At 67.1% G+C, this 17,170-nt stretch carries 12 protein-coding genes and 1 tRNA gene; 9 read left to right on the top strand and 4 right to left on the bottom strand.

Translation table 11 applies throughout. The features are described from left to right. Positions 1-57 precede the first annotated feature (57 nt). A complete protein-coding gene (locus tag ACFRJ8_RS16070) occupies positions 58-2,232 on the top strand; it encodes an FAD/NAD(P)-binding protein (RefSeq protein ID WP_377987150.1) in 2,175 nt (724 codons plus the stop codon). 415 nt (positions 2,233-2,647) lie between these two features. Here the strand turns inward: ACFRJ8_RS16070 and ACFRJ8_RS16065 are convergent, their stop codons facing one another. After that, on the bottom strand, positions 2,648-7,207 hold the full coding sequence (locus tag ACFRJ8_RS16065; protein WP_377987149.1) for an ExeM/NucH family extracellular endonuclease: 4,560 nt from the start codon (positions 7,205-7,207) through the stop codon (positions 2,648-2,650). Between the two features lie 390 nt (positions 7,208-7,597). Then, entirely contained in the window at positions 7,598-8,401 is an 804-nt protein-coding gene (locus ACFRJ8_RS16060) for a VOC family protein (RefSeq protein WP_377987148.1), read from the bottom strand. A gap of 352 nt (positions 8,402-8,753) precedes the next feature. On the opposite strand from ACFRJ8_RS16060, the gene ACFRJ8_RS16055 reads away from it, so the two are divergent. Beyond that, positions 8,754-9,698: an endonuclease domain-containing protein gene (locus ACFRJ8_RS16055; protein ID WP_377987147.1), complete on the top strand. Its 945-nt coding sequence runs from the start codon at positions 8,754-8,756 to the stop codon at positions 9,696-9,698. A 197-nt stretch (positions 9,699-9,895) separates the two neighbouring features. Here the strand turns inward: ACFRJ8_RS16055 and ACFRJ8_RS16050 are convergent. Continuing rightward, positions 9,896-9,983 (bottom strand) — tRNA-Ser (locus ACFRJ8_RS16050). A 163-nt stretch (positions 9,984-10,146) separates the two neighbouring features. Between ACFRJ8_RS16050 and ACFRJ8_RS16045 the strand changes: the two genes are divergently transcribed. The 7 genes from ACFRJ8_RS16045 to ACFRJ8_RS16015 all read left to right on the top strand — a co-directional run bounded on the left by ACFRJ8_RS16045 (position 10,147) and on the right by ACFRJ8_RS16015 (position 16,829). Beyond that, positions 10,147-11,130, top strand: a complete 984-nt coding sequence (locus tag ACFRJ8_RS16045) for an NAD(P)H-quinone oxidoreductase (RefSeq protein WP_277526514.1) — start codon at positions 10,147-10,149, stop codon at positions 11,128-11,130. Positions 11,131-11,297: 167 nt separating this feature from the next. Continuing rightward, a complete protein-coding gene (locus ACFRJ8_RS16040) occupies positions 11,298-11,834 on the top strand; it encodes a PadR family transcriptional regulator (RefSeq protein WP_377987146.1) in 537 nt (178 codons plus the stop codon). Between the two features lie 193 nt (positions 11,835-12,027). Beyond that, on the top strand, positions 12,028-14,307 hold the full coding sequence (locus ACFRJ8_RS16035) for a carbon starvation CstA family protein (RefSeq protein WP_377987339.1): 2,280 nt from the start codon (positions 12,028-12,030) through the stop codon (positions 14,305-14,307). 13 nt (positions 14,308-14,320) lie between these two features. Next, a complete protein-coding gene (locus tag ACFRJ8_RS16030) occupies positions 14,321-14,512 on the top strand; it encodes a YbdD/YjiX family protein (RefSeq protein ID WP_377987145.1) in 192 nt (63 codons plus the stop codon). A 174-nt stretch (positions 14,513-14,686) separates the two neighbouring features. Further along, positions 14,687-15,364: a bacterial proteasome activator family protein gene (locus tag ACFRJ8_RS16025; protein ID WP_377987144.1), complete on the top strand. Its 678-nt coding sequence runs from the start codon at positions 14,687-14,689 to the stop codon at positions 15,362-15,364. A gap of 7 nt (positions 15,365-15,371) precedes the next feature. Further along, positions 15,372-15,839, top strand: a complete 468-nt coding sequence (locus ACFRJ8_RS16020) for a hypothetical protein (protein WP_377987143.1) — start codon at positions 15,372-15,374, stop codon at positions 15,837-15,839. 144 nt (positions 15,840-15,983) lie between these two features. Then, complete coding sequence (locus ACFRJ8_RS16015; protein ID WP_377987142.1) at positions 15,984-16,829, top strand: aldo/keto reductase; 846 nt, start codon at positions 15,984-15,986, stop codon at positions 16,827-16,829. Positions 16,830-16,909: 80 nt separating this feature from the next. Here the strand turns inward: ACFRJ8_RS16015 and ACFRJ8_RS16010 are convergent, their stop codons facing one another. Beyond that, the gene (locus ACFRJ8_RS16010; RefSeq protein WP_377987141.1) at positions 16,910-17,155 is read right to left on the bottom strand and encodes a hypothetical protein; all 246 of its coding nucleotides are present in this window, start codon (positions 17,153-17,155) and stop codon (positions 16,910-16,912) included. Between the last annotated feature and the right edge of the window lie 15 nt (positions 17,156-17,170).

The raw sequence follows: 17,170 nt of genomic DNA, 5'->3' as shown, positions 1-17,170 counted from the left end.
AGTAGCAAGTCACGCCGGCGTCAAGCCAGCGGCCAGGTTGCCGATACGCTGGATGCCGTGGGCATATCGCGAAGCATCCGGACGGCAGTGATAGGCGCCGGTCCCCGGGGCACGAGCGTGCTGGAACGGCTCCTGGCCAATTGGGCCTCGGCCGGGTCCGCGGGAACCCTGCACATCGACGTGATCGACCCTTACCCGGCGGGCCCGGGGCACGTCTGGCAGCCCGGGCAGTCGCGGCTGTACCTGATGAACACACAATCCTTCTATCCCACCGTGGTTCCCGAGGACCCGGAACTCGCGCCGCCACTTGCCGGGCACACGTTCGACCAGTGGCGCGAACTCCAGCAAAGCCACCCGCGGCCAGCACTCACTGACGAGGAACGCGGCGAGGTGTCCGGGCTCAGTGAGGCGGACTTCCCCAGCCGGGCCCTGTACGGCCGTTACCTGCGGTCCACCCTCGAGGAACTGCTCACCGTGCTGCCGGCCGGCGTCAGCGTGGACTTCCACCAGGCGAGGGCGACGTCCGTCCGTCATGCCGCCTCAGAGCCGGTCAATCCGGTGGCCGGCGCCCCGGACGAATCTTCGGTGCGGTTCAACGTCGTGCTCGACGACGGGACGGTGCTGACCGTCGACTCCGTGGTCTTGGCCATGGGCCATCTGGACGCGCGGCTGAACGCCGAACAGCGGGAGCTGCTCTCCGCTGCGGAGGAACTCGGACTCCTGTACGTCCCGCCGGCGGCACCCGCCGACGTCGACTGGTCCGTGGTGCCGGGCGGAAAACCTGTCTTGGTGCGCGGCATGGGCCTGAACTTCTTCGACGTGATGGGACAGCTGACGGAAGGGCGCGGCGGCCGGTTCGTTGCCGGGGAAAGCAACGCTGAACTGACGTACCTGCCATCCGGCCGCGAGCCGCTCATCATCGCCGCCTCGCGCCGCGGAACCCCGTACCGGGCGAAGGCGACGCTCGCCGGCTACTACCCGGGCGAGGTCCAGCTGCGGTACTGCACCGAGGACGCGATCGCGAAGTTCGCCGAATCCGGAATCCGGCCCTCATTCGACTTCGACCTCTGGCCGCTGCTGCACCGGGACGCGATCTGGGCCTACTACTCGACCCTCGCGCGCTCGCAGCCTGATGCCATCCTGACCGGGCCGGCCGAGTTCCTGCGCGCCCTGGAGGAGGCCCTGCGGCCGCACGCTCATTCGACCGCGAAGTGGGAGAACGCCGCGGAATCAGTGATTTCCGTCCATGTCCGGGCAGCCCACCGTCTGGACCTGCTCGGTCTCGCCGCGCCCCTGGCCCGGCGAACGTTTGGCTCCCGGACTGAACTGGACGCCGCCGTCGTGGACTACCTGCTCGACGACGCCCGGCGCTCGGCACTTGGCGAGGACGACCCCGTGAAGATGGCGATCGGCGCGCTGCACCACGGCCGGGCGGTACTCAAAACGGCAGTGGCCGACAGCGGCATCACGGACGAATCCTGGGTCGCGGGCCTCCGCGGCTGGTTCGAATCCTTCGTGGAAGGCCTGGCGAGCGGGCCGCCGGCGTTGCGGGCCGCGCAGCTCGCGGCGCTGGCTCGGGCCGGAGTCGTACGCTTCGTGGGCCCGGACCCCAAGTTCGGCGTGGACCGCCGGGCCCGGACGTTCACCGCGGCGTCGCCCTGGGTGGGCGGCCAAACGGATGAGACCGTGGGCGAGGGGTCAGAGGATGCCGGGATGTACGGTGTCGGACTGGACCGTGTCGGCGTGGGCACTGTCGGTGCTGTTGCCGGGGGTTCCGCTGGCGGCGCCGTGGGCGGCGCCGGTCTGCGGAGCGCGGCTGTTCGGGGTCCGGGCTCGGCGAGGGCGCGGACCGAGAGCGCCGTGCCGGGTGCGGTGTCCGCGGCGGCGATGATTGAGGCGCTGGCACCGGCCAACCGGGTCGCCGTCAATTCCTCGCCTCTGCTGGAACAGTTGCTCGCCGAGGGAATGGTGCGGCCGCGCCTCATGATGACCGTGGAGGGAACCCCGGTGGAGACTTCCGGGCTGGACGTCGTCCCGCACCCGTATCGGCCGCTGGGCGCCAACGGGTCCGTGACGCCGGGACTGTACGTGCTGGGGCTCCAGCTCTCCGCCACGCAATGGGGCACGGCCATCGCCGCCGAGGCCCGGCCGAAATCGGGCCCCGTCTACCGCAGCGGCCAGCGCACCCTCCGCGACGCCGACGAGATCGCCCGCGACATCCTGGCCCACTAGCCCGCCCTCACCCGCCTCTCAAAAATGGGCATGCCCCGTGGTTAGCCCGCGTCGCAAAATGGACATGCCCTCCCTTGGGGCCGGGCAGTGGACAGAAGGTGCTTATGTCCGGTGCTGCGGGCCAAGAATGGACATGCCCAGTGGTTCGCGCGCCTCGGAAAATGGGCATGCCCAGTGGTCCGCCCGCCTCCGAAAAATGGACATGCCCTCCCTTGGGGCCGGACAGTGGACAGAAGGTGCTTATGTCCGGTGCTGCGGGCCAAGAATGGACATGCCCTCCGGAGTACCCGCAGCTGAAAAATGGACATGCCCTCCCTTGGGGCCGGGCAATGGACACATGGTGCTTATGTCCACTGCTGCGGGCCAAGGGAGGGCATGTGCCGTGGTGTGCGGCTAGGCAGTCCGGGCTAAGGCATCAGCCCTTGAGGCATTTCCGGTAGGCAGCCATGGCCGTCCCGTAGTTCACCTGACCCACGACGTCGGCGGGCCTTGTCGGCTTGACCGGAGGCGTGCACTTCGGCGGGACGGGGACGCTGGCTGCGACCAACACGGACGCTTTCACCACGGTGCCGGATTCGACGGCGGTGAGCACCAAAGTGCCCGTGCCGGCGGCGGCCCCGGCCGGAACCTTCACAGCCACGTTGGCGGCGCCGGCGCTCACCGGTACCGTGCCAAGGGGCGTCACGGTACCCGCAGCATCGGTGAACTCGGCACGCAGCGAGGCGTTCACCGGGCTGCCCAGCGAGGTGAGATCCAGCTTCGAAACCGCCAGGGTGATGGATTCCCCGCCCTTGACCTCGGCCGCCGTCGTGTTCACCACGGCCACGGAGCGTCGGGCAAAGTCGGGAGAGACCGGGTTGTGGGTCTGCAAGTACTTGATCCAGGCATCGCGATCCACCAGCCCTGAGTCCTTGGTGCCTGCGCCTTCCTTGAAGATGCGGAAGTTGTCGCCACCGGTGGCCAGGAAGTTGAACGTCCCGATCCGGTAGGACTTCGCCGGGTCAATCACTGCACCGTTGACCCGGATCGAGGTGATCCGGTCACCGGCGGCGCGGGCGGCGTCGTAGGTGTAGTTCACGTTCTTGGACAGGCCCAGCTGCTGGTACGCGCGGCTGGGGACCGTGCCGTCCGTGTTGGTCTGCCACTGCTGCTCCAGCAGGGTCTTGAACTGGGCGCCGGTGAGGGACGTGGTCCACAGGTTGTTCACGAACGGCAGCACCGCGTTGGCCTCGGCGTAGGTGATGGTGCCGTCGGGCGCGTAGTACAGCTCATTGCGCAGACCGCCCGGGTTGACGACGCCGATTTCGGCGGCACCGAGTTCCGGCGCCTTCAGCGCATCCACAAGGGAGTCCGCCACCAGGTTGCCGAGGGTGGACTCGCTGGCCCGGTCATCGCGCACGGCCGGGGAACCGGCGAACGCCGTGGTGATATCCGCGGTGACCTTCCCGACCGGCTGGTTGCCGACCACGGCGGCGTCGGCCAGGGCCTTGTCCACGATGGTCTTCACAGCCGCGACCCGCGGGTACTGCGCCACCAGATCGGCTGCCGGTTGCGCGGCGCTGGTGGTGCGCTGGACGTTGCCGGCCTTGTAGCCGGTCACCGACATGGTCTTGGTGTCGATCGTCAGCTGGATCTGGCCGATGAACTCGCCGTAGTTTCCGGTCTGGACGATCGGGCGGGTCTTGCCGGTGGGCTGTCCCGCCGAATCCAGAACGGGCGCGTCCCAGGAGTACTGCTTGTGGGTGTGGCCGTTGAAGATCGCGGCAACATCCGGGGTGACCTTCTGGACCATCTTGGCGAAGGGGCCACCGGCGGCGATCTCCTGCTCCAAAGTGGCGCCGTCGGGCGCGCCTGACCCGGCGCCGTCGTGGTTCTCCACGATGATGAGGTCCGCCAGTTTGTCCGCCTTGATCTTCGCCGCGACCCGGTTGATGGCGTCGACGGGATCGCCGAACTCAAGGTCCGCGACGCCCGAGGGCGTGACCAGGGAGGGCACTTCCTGCGTGACGGTGCCGATCACGGCCACCTTGACGCCGTTCATGTCCAGGACCGCGTATTCCGGCAGGACCGGGGTGGTGGTTCCTTTCGCATAGACGTTGGCGCCCAGGTACGGGAACTTGGCGTTGGTCCCGCCGGCGGTGACGCGGTCGCGCAGGTCAGCCCAGCCGCCGTCGAACTCGTGGTTGCCCACCGCGGAGGTGCGCAGGTCCAGTGCGTTAAGCACGTCGATGGTCGGCTGGTCCTTGGCCACTGCCGAAGCGAACAAGGAGGCGCCGATGTTGTCGCCGGCCGAAATGAACGCCGTGGCGCCCGGGGCGGCGGCGGCGCGCAGCTTCTCGATGGTCCCCGCGAAGAACACAGTGTTGGAGTCGATGCGGCCGTGGAAGTCGTTGATGCCCAGGAAGTTCAGCTCCACGCTGGCCGGGGTGACGGGCAAGTTCAGGCCCACCACCACCGGATCGTGGTCGCTGGCGCGGAACTGGTCCGGGGCGTAGTAGTCGGTGACGTTGTTGTTGTAGCGGCTGTACTCCAGGGCCACGGACTCCACCGAGTTGATGTTCCAGATGTCCGCGCCGGTGACGACGGCGTTGGCCGCCGGCGAGGCGAGGATGTGGTCCAGCGAGCCCACGAGGCCCCCGAACAGGTAGGAATGTTTGGCGGAACCGTCGGCGTTCTTCGCCTTCTCGTCCTGGTTGACGTACCCGGCGCCGGTGAGGACGTTGATCGGGTCCTCCTTGGCGTAGGAGTTGAAGTCACCGATCAGGAAAACTTTGTCGGTTCCCTTGGACTTCTGCAGTTCGTCGGAGAACGCCAGCAGCGACTTGGCCTGGGCGGTGCGGGCGAGGTTTGAGGCGCCCTGGCCCTTGTCGGTGTCATCCGGGGTGGCGGCGGAGCCCTTGGACTTGAAGTGGTTGGCGATCGCAATGAACTTCTTGTCATCGGCGGCGCCCACGGGCTTGAAGACCTGGGCCATCGGCTTGCGGGCGCTGGCGAAAGCGACCGTGTCGTTGTGGATGATGGACTCGCCGACCGGTTCGGCGGCGGCCCTCTTGTAGATGAAGGCGGTGCGGATCATGTCCTCGTCGGCCAGCGGGGGAGCGTTGGCGGGCGTGCGGACGTAGTCCCAGATCCCCGGCGTGGCGATGTTCAGCGCATCCACCAGCTTGGCGAGCGCGTCGTCCCGGGTCTTGCCGAACTGGGCCGAGTTTTCGACCTCCATCAGGGTGACGACGTCGGCCCCGGACTTGGAGATGGCGGCGACGATCTTGTCCTGCTGCCGCTTGAGGTTCTCCGCGTTCGCGGCGCCGCGGACGTCGCAGCCGCCCTTGACGGTGATGGGGTTGCCGTCCCGGTCCGGGTAGAAGGTGCAGCCCGCCACCTGGTCGCCCGTGGTGGGGAAGTAGTTGAGCACGTTGAAGGAGGCGAGCTTCAGGTTCCCGCCCACGGCGGCCGGGGTGTCCGCGCGGGTGGCGCCGAAGCTTGCCGGCTGCACGGTGTCCGCATTGGCGGCCGTCAGTTGGGTCAGGGGCTGGAACTTCCAGGCGCTGTTCGCGTAGCTGAGCACCACGTTGGTTTTGAACGTCACTGGTGCACCGACCCGGACGTGATCGGCCGTGGTCAAGTACGGGAGCACCTGGGCCTTGGTGGCGGCATCCTTGAGGAAGTTCGTGGTGGCGCCGTCGTCGAGCTTGATGCCGCGGGCGGCGTTCGCCGCGACCGTGGCAGTGTACTCCGCGGAGCCGAAGGGCGCGACGGCGGTGGGCTGTTCCAGCGCGGTGGTGCCGCCGGCCAGGCCGATCTCGCCGTACTGGTTCAGCGAGAAGTTGTCCGCCACGGTGACCGGACCCTGCGGGGTGAGGAGCATGCCTTCGAGGGACTCACGGAAGGCCTCGTCGGCGGGGAGGGCGAAGCCGGTGGCCTTGACCTCGGGGGCGGCCTCGGTGAGCTTCTTCAGATCGGCCGGCGCAGCGACGTTCAGCTGGGTCATGCCGAAGAACTCGCTGACTGCGCCGGTGAGTTCGACGTAGTCGCCGATCCTGACGGAGCCGACTGTGGACGGCGAGTAGACGAACACAGCGTCCGACGCCGCGTGGTTGGCCGGGGTGAGATCGCCGCCCGTGCCGGGGGTCTGGACGTAGTAGCCGGCGAAGCCGCCGGTGGGGAACGTGGCAGTGACCCTGCCGCGCGTGGTGACCGCTGATCCGGCCAGCGGGCTCGCGGCGCCGTTGCCCTGGATTTCGGCGATGGTCTTGACGGCCGGGGGAGTCCCGGGGTCCGGATCCACGGGCGGGTCGACAGGAGCAGGGGCGGTGCCATTGGCGGCCTTCGGCGTGATGGCCGCGTTGAGCGTGGCGTCAGCGAAGTTGTTGTTGGTGTCCGCGCCGTTGCTGCGGTTCAGGCTCTTGACGTCGGTATTGCCCGACGGCGCGGCGGCCGCCCGGGACTCGAACGTGTTGGAGGTGCCGTAGCCGAGCAGGTCGGCCACGTTGGCCGGTTCAATGACCGAGCCCGTCGGCAGCGGGTTGAGCGCACCGGCCTGCCTGGCCAGCACGATCGTGCCGCCGGCCCCGGCCGGGTTGAAGCCGGTTGCGGTGGCATCGGCGGCCGGCAGGTCCGCGCCGGAAGTGCCGTTGCTGCCGCCCTTGAGCAGGTAGTAGCCCTTTGCGGGGATACTCCCGGTCAGGGCAGCCACCGAGCTCGGCGCCCCGAGCCCGGTGCCGGAGCGGTACTGGACGGACCAGCCCTCAAGCGAGACCGGCTCATCGGAGCCGTTGTAGAGCTCGACGAACTTGTTCTTGAAGGCAGCGCCGGCGCTGCCGCCGCTGAGGTAGGCCTCGTTGATGACCACCGGTGAGGTTCCGGTTGCTGCCGGGGTGGCCTCTACGGCATTGGCCGGCACTGCCGCCAGCGGAGCCGCTATGAGCGCCGCCGACAAGCCTGTGCCAAGCACTGTTTTCCAGGGTGTTAATTTCATCCGCTCTAACTCTCATTAGGGTGCCCCGGGTAAGGGGCAGTGCAGTTAAAAGGCAGGGTGCAGTACGTCCGCAGGGTGCAGCGGACAGTGGCCGGCCTGAACTCCTGGTCAAGTCGAGCCGGGCCCATCCAAACAGGGGTGAATGAACAACGCATGGATTAGACGTGCATTCGGCGGGACGTCCCCCAGCGAGACGCGCCGCAGCCTTCCCGGAGCGGCTCGAAAGCCCCGGGCAACGGTGACTGGTGTTGCAGGTGAGCGGTGGCCGGGTGCCTACACCGGACGCTCCACAGCAGAATACCGGCCAGTAGCCCTTGGGAAAGGGCCAGGCCGGTATTTCTTACAACAATTTTTGTAATTGGGTGGGAGAAGCCTCCCGGGTCCGCTCCGCTAGGCGTCTGTGGCGGGCTGATCGCCCTGCCCGGTGTCGGCTACGATCTTGAACATGGCGCCGGTGGGGTCGGTCAGCGTGGCGAGCCGGCCGAACGGGGTGTCGTCAGGACCGTCGATCACCTTGGCGCCCAGGGAGAGGGCCTGTGCGATCGTGGCGTCGGTGTCCGCAACGGCGAAGTAGACCTGCCAGTTGGACGGGATCTCTGCCGGGAGGTAGGCGGAAGCGTCCATGATCCCGGCTTTGGCCGCCGGACCTGCGCCCAGTGTGGTGTAGCGGAATTCCGGCGTGTCGGACATGACGTCGGTGTCCCAGCCAAACACGTCCTGATAGAACTTGACGGCGGTGGCGTAGTCCTTGGTGTGGAGCTCGTGCCAGGCCGGGGCGCCGGGCTCAGCCGCCAGCTCGTAGCCCTTCATTTCAGCCGGCTGCCATACGCCGACCGACGCGCCGGTGGCATCGGCGATCATCGCCATGCTGCCCTGCTCGGGGACGTCCATGGGCTGCATGTAGACCTGGCCGCCGTGCTCCGTCGCGGCCTTGACAGTGGCGGCCGCGTCCTCTGAGCGCAGGTACGTGGACCACATGTCCGGCCAGGCAGACTGATCAGCCTGCTTCTGCATCAGGCCGGCCACGGACTTGCCGTCCTTCCAGGCCGTGATGTAGCCGCCGTATTTTGCTTCGTCGCCGGTCTGGTAGGTCCAACCGAACAGCGCCGCGTAGAACGACTTGGCCTTCTCGGCATCGGATGTCATGAGGTCGATCCAGCACGGTGCGCCGTTGGAGTGGTCGGGTGTAGGCATGAGGCTCCTGCTCTCTGTGGCGGTTCGGGCATCGTTGCGCGGCCGCTGGGCTCTGTGTTTGATGAAGACTGTGCTTGGTAAAGACTGTGTTTGATGAAGACGGTGTTTGATGAAGACTGTGTTTCATGGAGAAGTGGGGTGGAGACACAGAGAGACTATGACGGGGCACCGACACTTTCAATGGGCCCGGCAGGGAGCACTGCCGTCTCGAGGGCAGATCAGGGCGCATGCCGGGAACGGATTCGCCCTGACCTGCCCGCACGACGGAAATGACCCTGCTAGCGTTCGGACCAGAGCGCCGGCCTGTGGATAACCGGGAACGCGCGGATGCGCAATGTGGCCTAATGGTCCAATGGCCACGGCTAAACCCCTGCCTCCCGAACTGTCGGAAGGTTCCTTCACGATCGGCGAGGCCCGCCTCCACGGCCTATCACCGGGACGGATCAAGGCTCGCGATCTCCACGTACCCAGCCGCGGCATCAGGGTCCCGGCAAACCAGGGGCAGTCCCTGCTCGCCCGGGCCCGGCCGTACACGCAGCTCGGGCCGCCGGATGCCGTAAGTTTCTATTCCGCGGCCCAGATCCACGCTTTCCGCATGCCAGACGCGCGGGGGACCCGCCTTCCGCCGTCGGCCCGCCTGCTTCACCTGACCCGCAATGGATCCGCTGCTCCCCGCAGAAAGGGGGTGGTTGGTCACCGCGCGACGTTGGACCCTTCCGACGTCGTACTCCGTGCAGGGGTGCCTGTTACGAGCGAGGCCCGGACCCTGCTGGACCTGGCCGGGACCGGCCACCTGACCCTTGAGGACCTCGTGGTCATTGCCGACGGCCTGGTGTGTGAACATCTCCGTTGGCCACACACGAAAACTGCGCAGCTTCCCCTGACCGAGCTCCGGGACTACACAGCACGCCAGCGCCGCGCGGCCGGTCTTCCATTGCTCCGGAAGGCACTCACGCTGGTGCGGGTGGGCGTCGATTCACCGCCCGAGACACGGTTGCGCCTGCTCTTTGGCCGCTCCGGATTGCCGCGCTTCGAGCCGGATTTCGTGCTGATCGACGAGCAGGGACTCCCTTTGTGGGTGGACCTTGGGTGCCCGGACTACAAGCTTGCGGTTGAGTACGACGGGGGACACCACCTGACGCCGGCCCAGCATCAGGCGGACGCACTCCGCACCGAACGCACTGTTGGTGCGGGGTGGCGGCAACTTGTGCTCAACAACCTAGATGTTCGGGCCGGGGAGGCCTGGGTGCTGGTGCGTGTGCGCCAGGCGTTGCGGGCACAGGGGTGGTCCGGCTGACAGGCTCCGTGCTCCTGGCTCAGGCAGGCAGACGGCTGTGGGGCAGATCAGGGCGAATGCCGGCCTCGAACCCGCCCTGATCTGCCCGCCAGGACGTCCACCCCCGCGAAACGACCACGCGGGACCATGGGGCAGCGGCCACAGCGCAAAAATGCCCCCGTTTCCGGCATGAAATGCGGGAACGGGGGCATTGTTCGCGGAAGGTAAGAGATTCGAACTCTTGGTACGGGGTCACCGCACACTGGTTTTCAAGACCAGCTCCATCGGCCGCTCGGACAACCTTCCCTAACGAGTAGTCTTTCATAGGCAGTCGGCTGCAACAAAAACCATAAACACGGTGCGTTTGCGGACGCGTGCTGCTCCCCGCCATATTCTGGGGAGTGATGTTGATAGGACCTGGCGATCGCGGCCAACGTGCGCGGAGCCAGTTAGGAATCGGGAGTGCTCCATGAAGGCTGTCTATATTTCAGAGCCCGGCGGACCCGAGGTCCTGGAAGTCCGTGAGGTTCAGGCCCCGGTGGCCGGCCCCGGCGAGGTGCTGATCGACGTCGTGGCCGCGGGCCTTAACCGTGCCGATGTCCAACAGCGCAAAGGGTTCTACCCGCCGCCCCCGGGTGCCTCCGAGGTCCCCGGGCTGGAGGTCTCCGGCCGGATTGCAGGGTTCGGCCCGGGGGTAACCAAGGCATTTTCCGTGGGGGACAAGGTGGTGGCGCTGCTTGCCGGCGGCGGTTATGCCCAGCAAGTGGCCGTTCCTGCCGGGCAGGTCTTGAGGATCCCCGACGGCGTGGATCTGGTCACGGCGGCAGCGTTGCCCGAGGTGGCCGCCACGGTCTATTCCAACCTGATCATGACGGCGCAGCTGCAGCCGGGCGAAACTGTCCTCATCCATGGGGCCACAGGCGGTATTGGCACCATGGCCATCCAGCTGGCCAAGGCGGTTGGCGCCCGGGTGGCGACGACGGCGGGCAACGCGGAAAAGGTCGGCACCGCCAAGGCCTTCCTCGGGGCGGACATCGCCATCAACTACGCGGAGGAAGACTTCCCGGCGAGCCTGCGCGCGCAGAACGGCGGCAAAGGCGCGGATGTGATCCTCGACGTCGTCGGGGCCAAGTACCTCGAGCAGAACATCGATGCGCTCGCCGACTACGGACGACTCGTGGTGATCGGGCTGCAGGGCGGTGCGAGGGCGGAACTGGACCTTGGGCAGCTGCTGCGGAAGCGGGCCGCCATCATCGCCACCGCGCTGCGACCCCGCCCGGTTGAGGAAAAGACCGTGATCATGAACGCCGTCCGCGACGCCGTGTGGCCGATGCTCACCGACGGCAGGATCAGGCCCCTCGTGGCCAAGACCTTCCCGCTGGCCCAGGTGGCCGCCGCGCACACCTACTTCGATTCCGGCGACCACGTGGGCAAGGTCCTGCTGGTCATGTAGTAAGGCACCGGCTGACTTAAACCGCTGGCCGGGAGCCACTTATTCCGTCCGGAGCATGCGTTGTTTTGCGGCAAGGGCAGTAAAAGCGATAGCGTAGGTCCATACGCGGTATACACGCGTCTTGGGGCGCGTGTATGCTGTGTGATTTCGTGACCTCCGGGAGCGCCATGTCTATCCGTCACAGTCTCCTCGCCCTCTTGCAGGACCGCCCGCGCTACGGCTACCAGCTCAGGACCGAATTCGAGGACCGCACGGGTGCCTCCTGGCCGCTGAACATCGGGCAGGTCTACACCACCCTTGACCGGCTGGAACGCGACGGGCTGGTCCGCAACGACGGCGGCGACGGCGACGGGCACGTCATCTACAGCATCACCCCGGCCGGCCAGGCAGAAGTCCGTGACTGGTTCGCGGCCCCGGTATCCCGCGCGAATCCGCCCCGAAATGAACTGGCTATCAAGCTCGCCGTCGGCCTCACGATCCCCGGGACCGACGTCGGCGCCATCATCCAGGCCCAGCGGGCCGTGTCCATCCGGGCGCTGCAGGAGTACACAAAGTCCCGCCGCGACACGGCCGCGCTCCAGCGCCCGGCCGACACCGCGAGGCTCCTGGTGCTGGACTCCCTCATCTTCCAGACCGAAGCGGAAGTGCGCTGGCTGGATCTCTGCGAGGCCCGCCTCATGCAGCTCAGCAACTTCCAGGGATAGCCTGGCACGCCGCTCGTCGCGCGAACCATGCCGCCGGGCGCAGGACGGCCGCCAAGGGGCGGCAGCATTGGTAGGGTGCGGGGGGCAGTTCTGTACCGGTGGACTGCCCAGCTGGGTTTCTCAAGGAGGAGACATGGGCACAATGCCAGATGGCACACAACGCGACAGCTCGAACGGCAGTATGCACGGCGGCATGCACGCCACCGCACAACTCGACGACGGGATCGTTCCGGATCCGTCCCTCCCACCGACGTCGGTGGATGAGTCTGTCCGCGACTCCGCGGACCGCACCTGGACGCCCGCCAAGATCGCGCTGTGGGCGGCCATCGCTCTGCTGGGCGGCGTCGCGTGGTTCATGCTCGCAATCATCCGCGGCGAGACCGTCAACGCCATCTGGTTTGTGTTCGCGTCGGTCTGCACGTACCTGATCGGCTACCGCTTCTACTCCAAAGTCATTGAGCGCTACCTGGCCAAGCCCAACGACCGCCGCGCCACCCCGGCCGAATACAAGGCCGACGGCAAGGACTACGTCCGCACGGACCGCAACGTCCTGTTCGGCCACCACTTCGCCGCCATCGCCGGCGCCGGACCCCTGGTGGGCCCGGTCATCGCGGCCCAGATGGGCTACCTGCCCGGCACGATCTGGATCATCATCGGCGTCGTCCTGGCCGGCGCCGTCCAGGACTACCTCGTCCTGTTCTTCTCCATGCGCCGCGGCGGCCGGTCGCTGGGACAGATGGCCCGCGAGGAACTCGGCGTGATCGGCGGCACCGCCGCCCTCGTTGCGACCCTGCTCATCATGGTGATCATCGTCGCCATCCTTGCCCTCGTGGTGGTCAACGCCCTGGGCGAAAGCCCGTGGGGTGTCTTCTCGGTTGGCATGACCATCCCGATCGCCCTCTTCATGGGCGTGTACCTGCGCTTCATCCGGCCGGGCAAGGTCATGGAGGTCTCCCTGATCGGCTTCGTGCTGCTCATGGCCGCCATCATCGGCGGCGGTGCCGTGGCAGGCACCGAGTGGGGTGCCGCGTTCTTCCACCTGGACAAGGTCACCATCGCGTGGGGCCTCATCATCTACGGCTTCATCGCAGCCATCCTCCCCGTCTGGCTCCTCCTGGCCCCCCGCGACTACCTCTCCACCTTCATGAAGATCGGCGTGATCGTGATGCTGGCCCTGGCCATCATCGTGGTCCGCCCCGAGATCACGGTGCCGGCGTTCAGCGAGTACGCCGGCCGTGACAACGGTCCGGTCTTCTCCGGCGCCTTGTTCCCGTTCCTGTTCGTCACGATCGCCTGCGGCGCTCTCTCCGGGTTCCACGCCCTGATCGCCTCCGGCACCACACCGAAACTGATCGAGAAGGAACGCCAGACGCGCCTGATCGGCTACGGCGGCATGCTCATGGAATCCTTCGTGGCAATCATGGCCCTCGTGGCCGCGATCTCCATTGACCGCGGCATCTACTTCGCCATGAACGCCCCCGTGGCGCTGACCGGCGGAACGGTCGAGACCGCGGCCGCATGGGTCAACAGCCTGGGCCTGTCCGGCGTCAACATCACGGCCGGCGATCTCGCGCAGACGGCCAAGGACGTGGGGGAGCAAAGCATCGTGTCCCGCTCCGGCGGCGCGCCCACCCTCGCCGTCGGCCTTGCCCACATCATGCAGCAGTTCATCGGCGGCACCGCGATGATGGCGTTCTGGTACCACTTCGCCATCATGTTCGAGGCGCTGTTCATCCTCACCGCGGTCGACGCCGGCACCCGAGTTGCCCGCTTCATGCTCCAGGACTCGATCGGCAACTTCGTCCCGAAGTTCAAGGAGCACTCCTGGCGCCCGGGCGCGTGGCTCTGCACGGCCGTCATGGTGGCGGCCTGGGGCGCCGTCCTGATCATGGGCGTCACCGACCCGCTGGGCGGCATCAACACCCTGTTCCCGCTGTTCGGCATCGCCAACCAGCTGCTGGCGGCGATCGCACTCTCGGTCTGCCTGGCCATTGCAGCCAAGCGCACCGCCCTGAAGTACCTGTGGATCGTGGCGGTGCCGCTGGCGTTCGCCGCCGTCGTGACCATCACGGCGAGCTTCTACAAGATCTTCTCGCCCGTTCCGGCGGTGGGCTACTTCGCCAACAACGCAGCCTTCGCCAAGGCCCTCGCGGACGGCAAGACCTCGTTTGGAACCGCCAAGACGCAGGCCGCCATGGAAGCCGTGGTCCGCAACACCATGGTCCAGGGATGGCTGTCGATCATCTTCGTGGTGCTGAGCATCATCGTCATCATCACGGCAGTGATGGCAACCATCAAGGCCCTGCGGAACACGGCGGCGGGGCTCCCCAACGCCGAGAACGAAGACCCCGCGCGGGCCTCCCGTGTCTTCGCTCCGGCAGGGTTTGTTCCCACGGCGGCGGAGCGCGACCTCATGACCGAGTGGAACCAGCACCCGGCCGGAGAGCGGCTCGAAAAGTCCGGGCACCACTGATGCGGAGCCGGCCGTGAACGCGGTACTTGCCGGGTTCCGCGGGTTTGCCGGGTACCTCGGCGGAGTGCTGGGCGCCGATGCCTACAAGAAGTACCTGGAGCACCATGAGGCCTCTGGACACACCGGCCCGCCCCTGACGGAGCGGGAGTTTTGGCGTGACAGAACCGACCGGCAGGACACGAGTCCCCAGGGACGGTGCTGCTGAACCGTGTTTCTGAGTAGGCTCTGCTGAGCCGTGTTTCTGAGTAGGCGCTGCTGAGCAGGCGTCCGGCAGGGGCCGGGGGAGGGGCGGTGTTGGGCACGAGGGTGTCCGACGCCGTCCCTTCCGCTTCGGGCGGATGCCGGGGCCGCGCCGCCTCGCGCGTGAGAGTATGAAGCCATGAGCGATCAGCACGACACTCAGCCCGGCGCCCAAACGGCCGACGACGTCCCCGTCGAAGGCACGCCCCTGGACGACACCGGACCCGGCACGCCGTTGGCATCACCGGCTGCGGCGGCGGCCGGCCACACCGGTGGACCCGGTTCGGGCCCCAGACCGCCCCGGGGAAGCGAACTTCAGGACCTCGTGGACCAGCCCGCGAAGGTCATGCGGATCGGCACCATGGTCAAACAGTTGCTGGACGAGGTGAAGTCCGCGCCCCTGGACGACAAGGCCCGCGTCCGGCTCGCCGAAATCCACGACCGTTCCATCAAGGAACTCGAGGACGGGCTGGCCCCGGAGCTCGTTGCGGAGCTTGAACGGATCAACCTTCCCTTTTCGGAGAACGCCACCCCCTCCGACGCGGAACTGAGGATAGCCCAGGCCCAGCTGGTCGGCTGGCTTGAGGGACTCTTCCACGGCATCCAGACGGCCATCGCGGCCCAGCACGCCGCCAGGGAACACGCGTACGCCCAGATGCAGCTGCGCCAGCTGCCGCCCGGAACAGTGATCGCGCCGGGTGTCATCATCGGGGAGGACGGCGAACCGGTCCGGGCCGCGGCGCCGCGCCGCGGCGCCGATTCCTCGGAGGCCCCTGAACCCGTGGACCCGGACCACGGCCCGGGCCAGTACCTTTAGCGCGACCTTGGGGTTCTTCAGCGCAGCACGGCAAGGCCGCAGGGACGACGCCGAACTCGGCAAGGGCCTCTGGCGGCGCGCCCATGACCGCTTCAACCGCGGCCTTGACCGGTACCACCAGGTCCTCGAGGGGGTCGAGGACGAGGCGCTGTACGGCGAACTCGTCGACATCGCCAACCAGCTCTCCGCTCTCGCGCCCAGGGTGCGGCAGGTCTGCGTGGAGGCCCAGCGCCGGTTTCCTAGCAATGGATTGGATATCCCGGGACCGCTGGCAGGGGTTCACCGGGCACTGTCGACGGCAGGCAATTCGTTGGCCATGACGGCTGAGGCGGCCGCGATGCTCCGGCTCGCCGTTGGGCCGGTCCCGGCGGGGGCTGCCTCGGTGCGGCGGCGCGCCGATTCCGTTCTGGAACAGGTCCACGACGCCGAGCGGCGGCTTGCGGAGGCTGACGGCACCAGGGCGGCGCCGGCCTGAGCCCTTCCGCTCATTGGCGCCCGGCGGTGGCTTGGCTCCGGCTTTGCCGGTAGCCCTGACATTCTCCCTATTCCCGGTTACGCGCCTAGCTTAGCTGGGCTCTGACGCTGGCCGGACGGCGCTGATGTTGGCAGGATGCTTAGTATGACTTTTTCACCGGAACTGACTTTCAATGACGGCAACACCATCCCGCAGCTCGGCTACGGGGTGTGGCAGGTTGAAGATGACGTGGCCGAAAAGGTGGTTGTGCAGGCGTTCGAGGCCGGCTTCCGCCACATCGACACGGCAAAGATCTACGGCAACGAAGCAGGGGTGGGCCGCGCCATTGAGCGTTCCGGCCTCAAGCCCGAGGAAATTTTCATCACCACCAAGCTGTGGAACGCGGATCAGGGCTACGAGTCCACCCTGAAGGCGTTCGAGGAGTCCATGGAACGGCTGGGCCTCGAAACCCTGGACCTGTACCTGATCCACTGGATGCAGCCGAAGCAGGACAAATACGTCGACACCTGGAAGGCCCTCATCGAGCTCCAGAAGCAGGGCCGGGTCAAGACCATTGGCGTCTCCAACTTCACCAAGGAGGGCATGCAGCGCCTGATCGATGAGACTGGCGTGGTTCCGGCCATCAACCAGGTCGAGCTGCACCCGTTCTTCAACCAGGCCGACCTGCGCGAATTCAACGCGTCCAAGGGCATCCTCACTCAGGCCTGGTCGCCGCTGGGCCAGGGCGGGGAGCTTCTCGAGAGCGCCGTCATTTCCGAAATAGCCGCCAAGCACGGCGCCACCCCGGCCCAGGTTGTCATCGCGTGGCATCTTGCCATCGGCAACGTGGTCATCCCGAAGTCGGTCACCGAGTCCCGGATCCGCGAGAACTACGCGGCTCTGGGCGTAACCCTCGACGAGACCGACATCCAGGCCATCAACGGACTGGACCGTTCCGCCGAAGACGCCGGCCGAATCGGCCCGGACCCGGCTGTCTCCGACTTCGCCTAAGCAACAGTCCCACGACGCCGGCAGCCAGCCGACGTTCGCACAGGGCCTTCACCCGCACGGGTGGAGGCCCTTTTTGCTGCCTAGGCGGCGGCCCGGTGCTCTTTCGCCGGGATCGCATCGACGACGGCCCAACCGTCTTCGCCCGCGATGCACCGGCTGGCGAAGCGGTCCGCCGCGGCAAGGTCATCGAAGCTCTCGGTGCGGATCCGGCCGCAGTCGGTGTCCAGGTACGTGACCGCGAAATACAGTGCGCCATCGTGTGCACCGTTGAGATCCGGTTCGAAACTTTGCTTGAAACTGGGCTGGAATTTCTGGTTGTTCTCCATGATTCCAGTGTGCAA

The organism is Arthrobacter sp. NPDC056886 (assembly GCF_042788715.1).
Lineage (GTDB): Bacteria > Actinomycetota > Actinomycetes > Actinomycetales > Micrococcaceae > Arthrobacter.
This window is presented reverse-complemented; position numbering and strand designations above follow the sequence as displayed.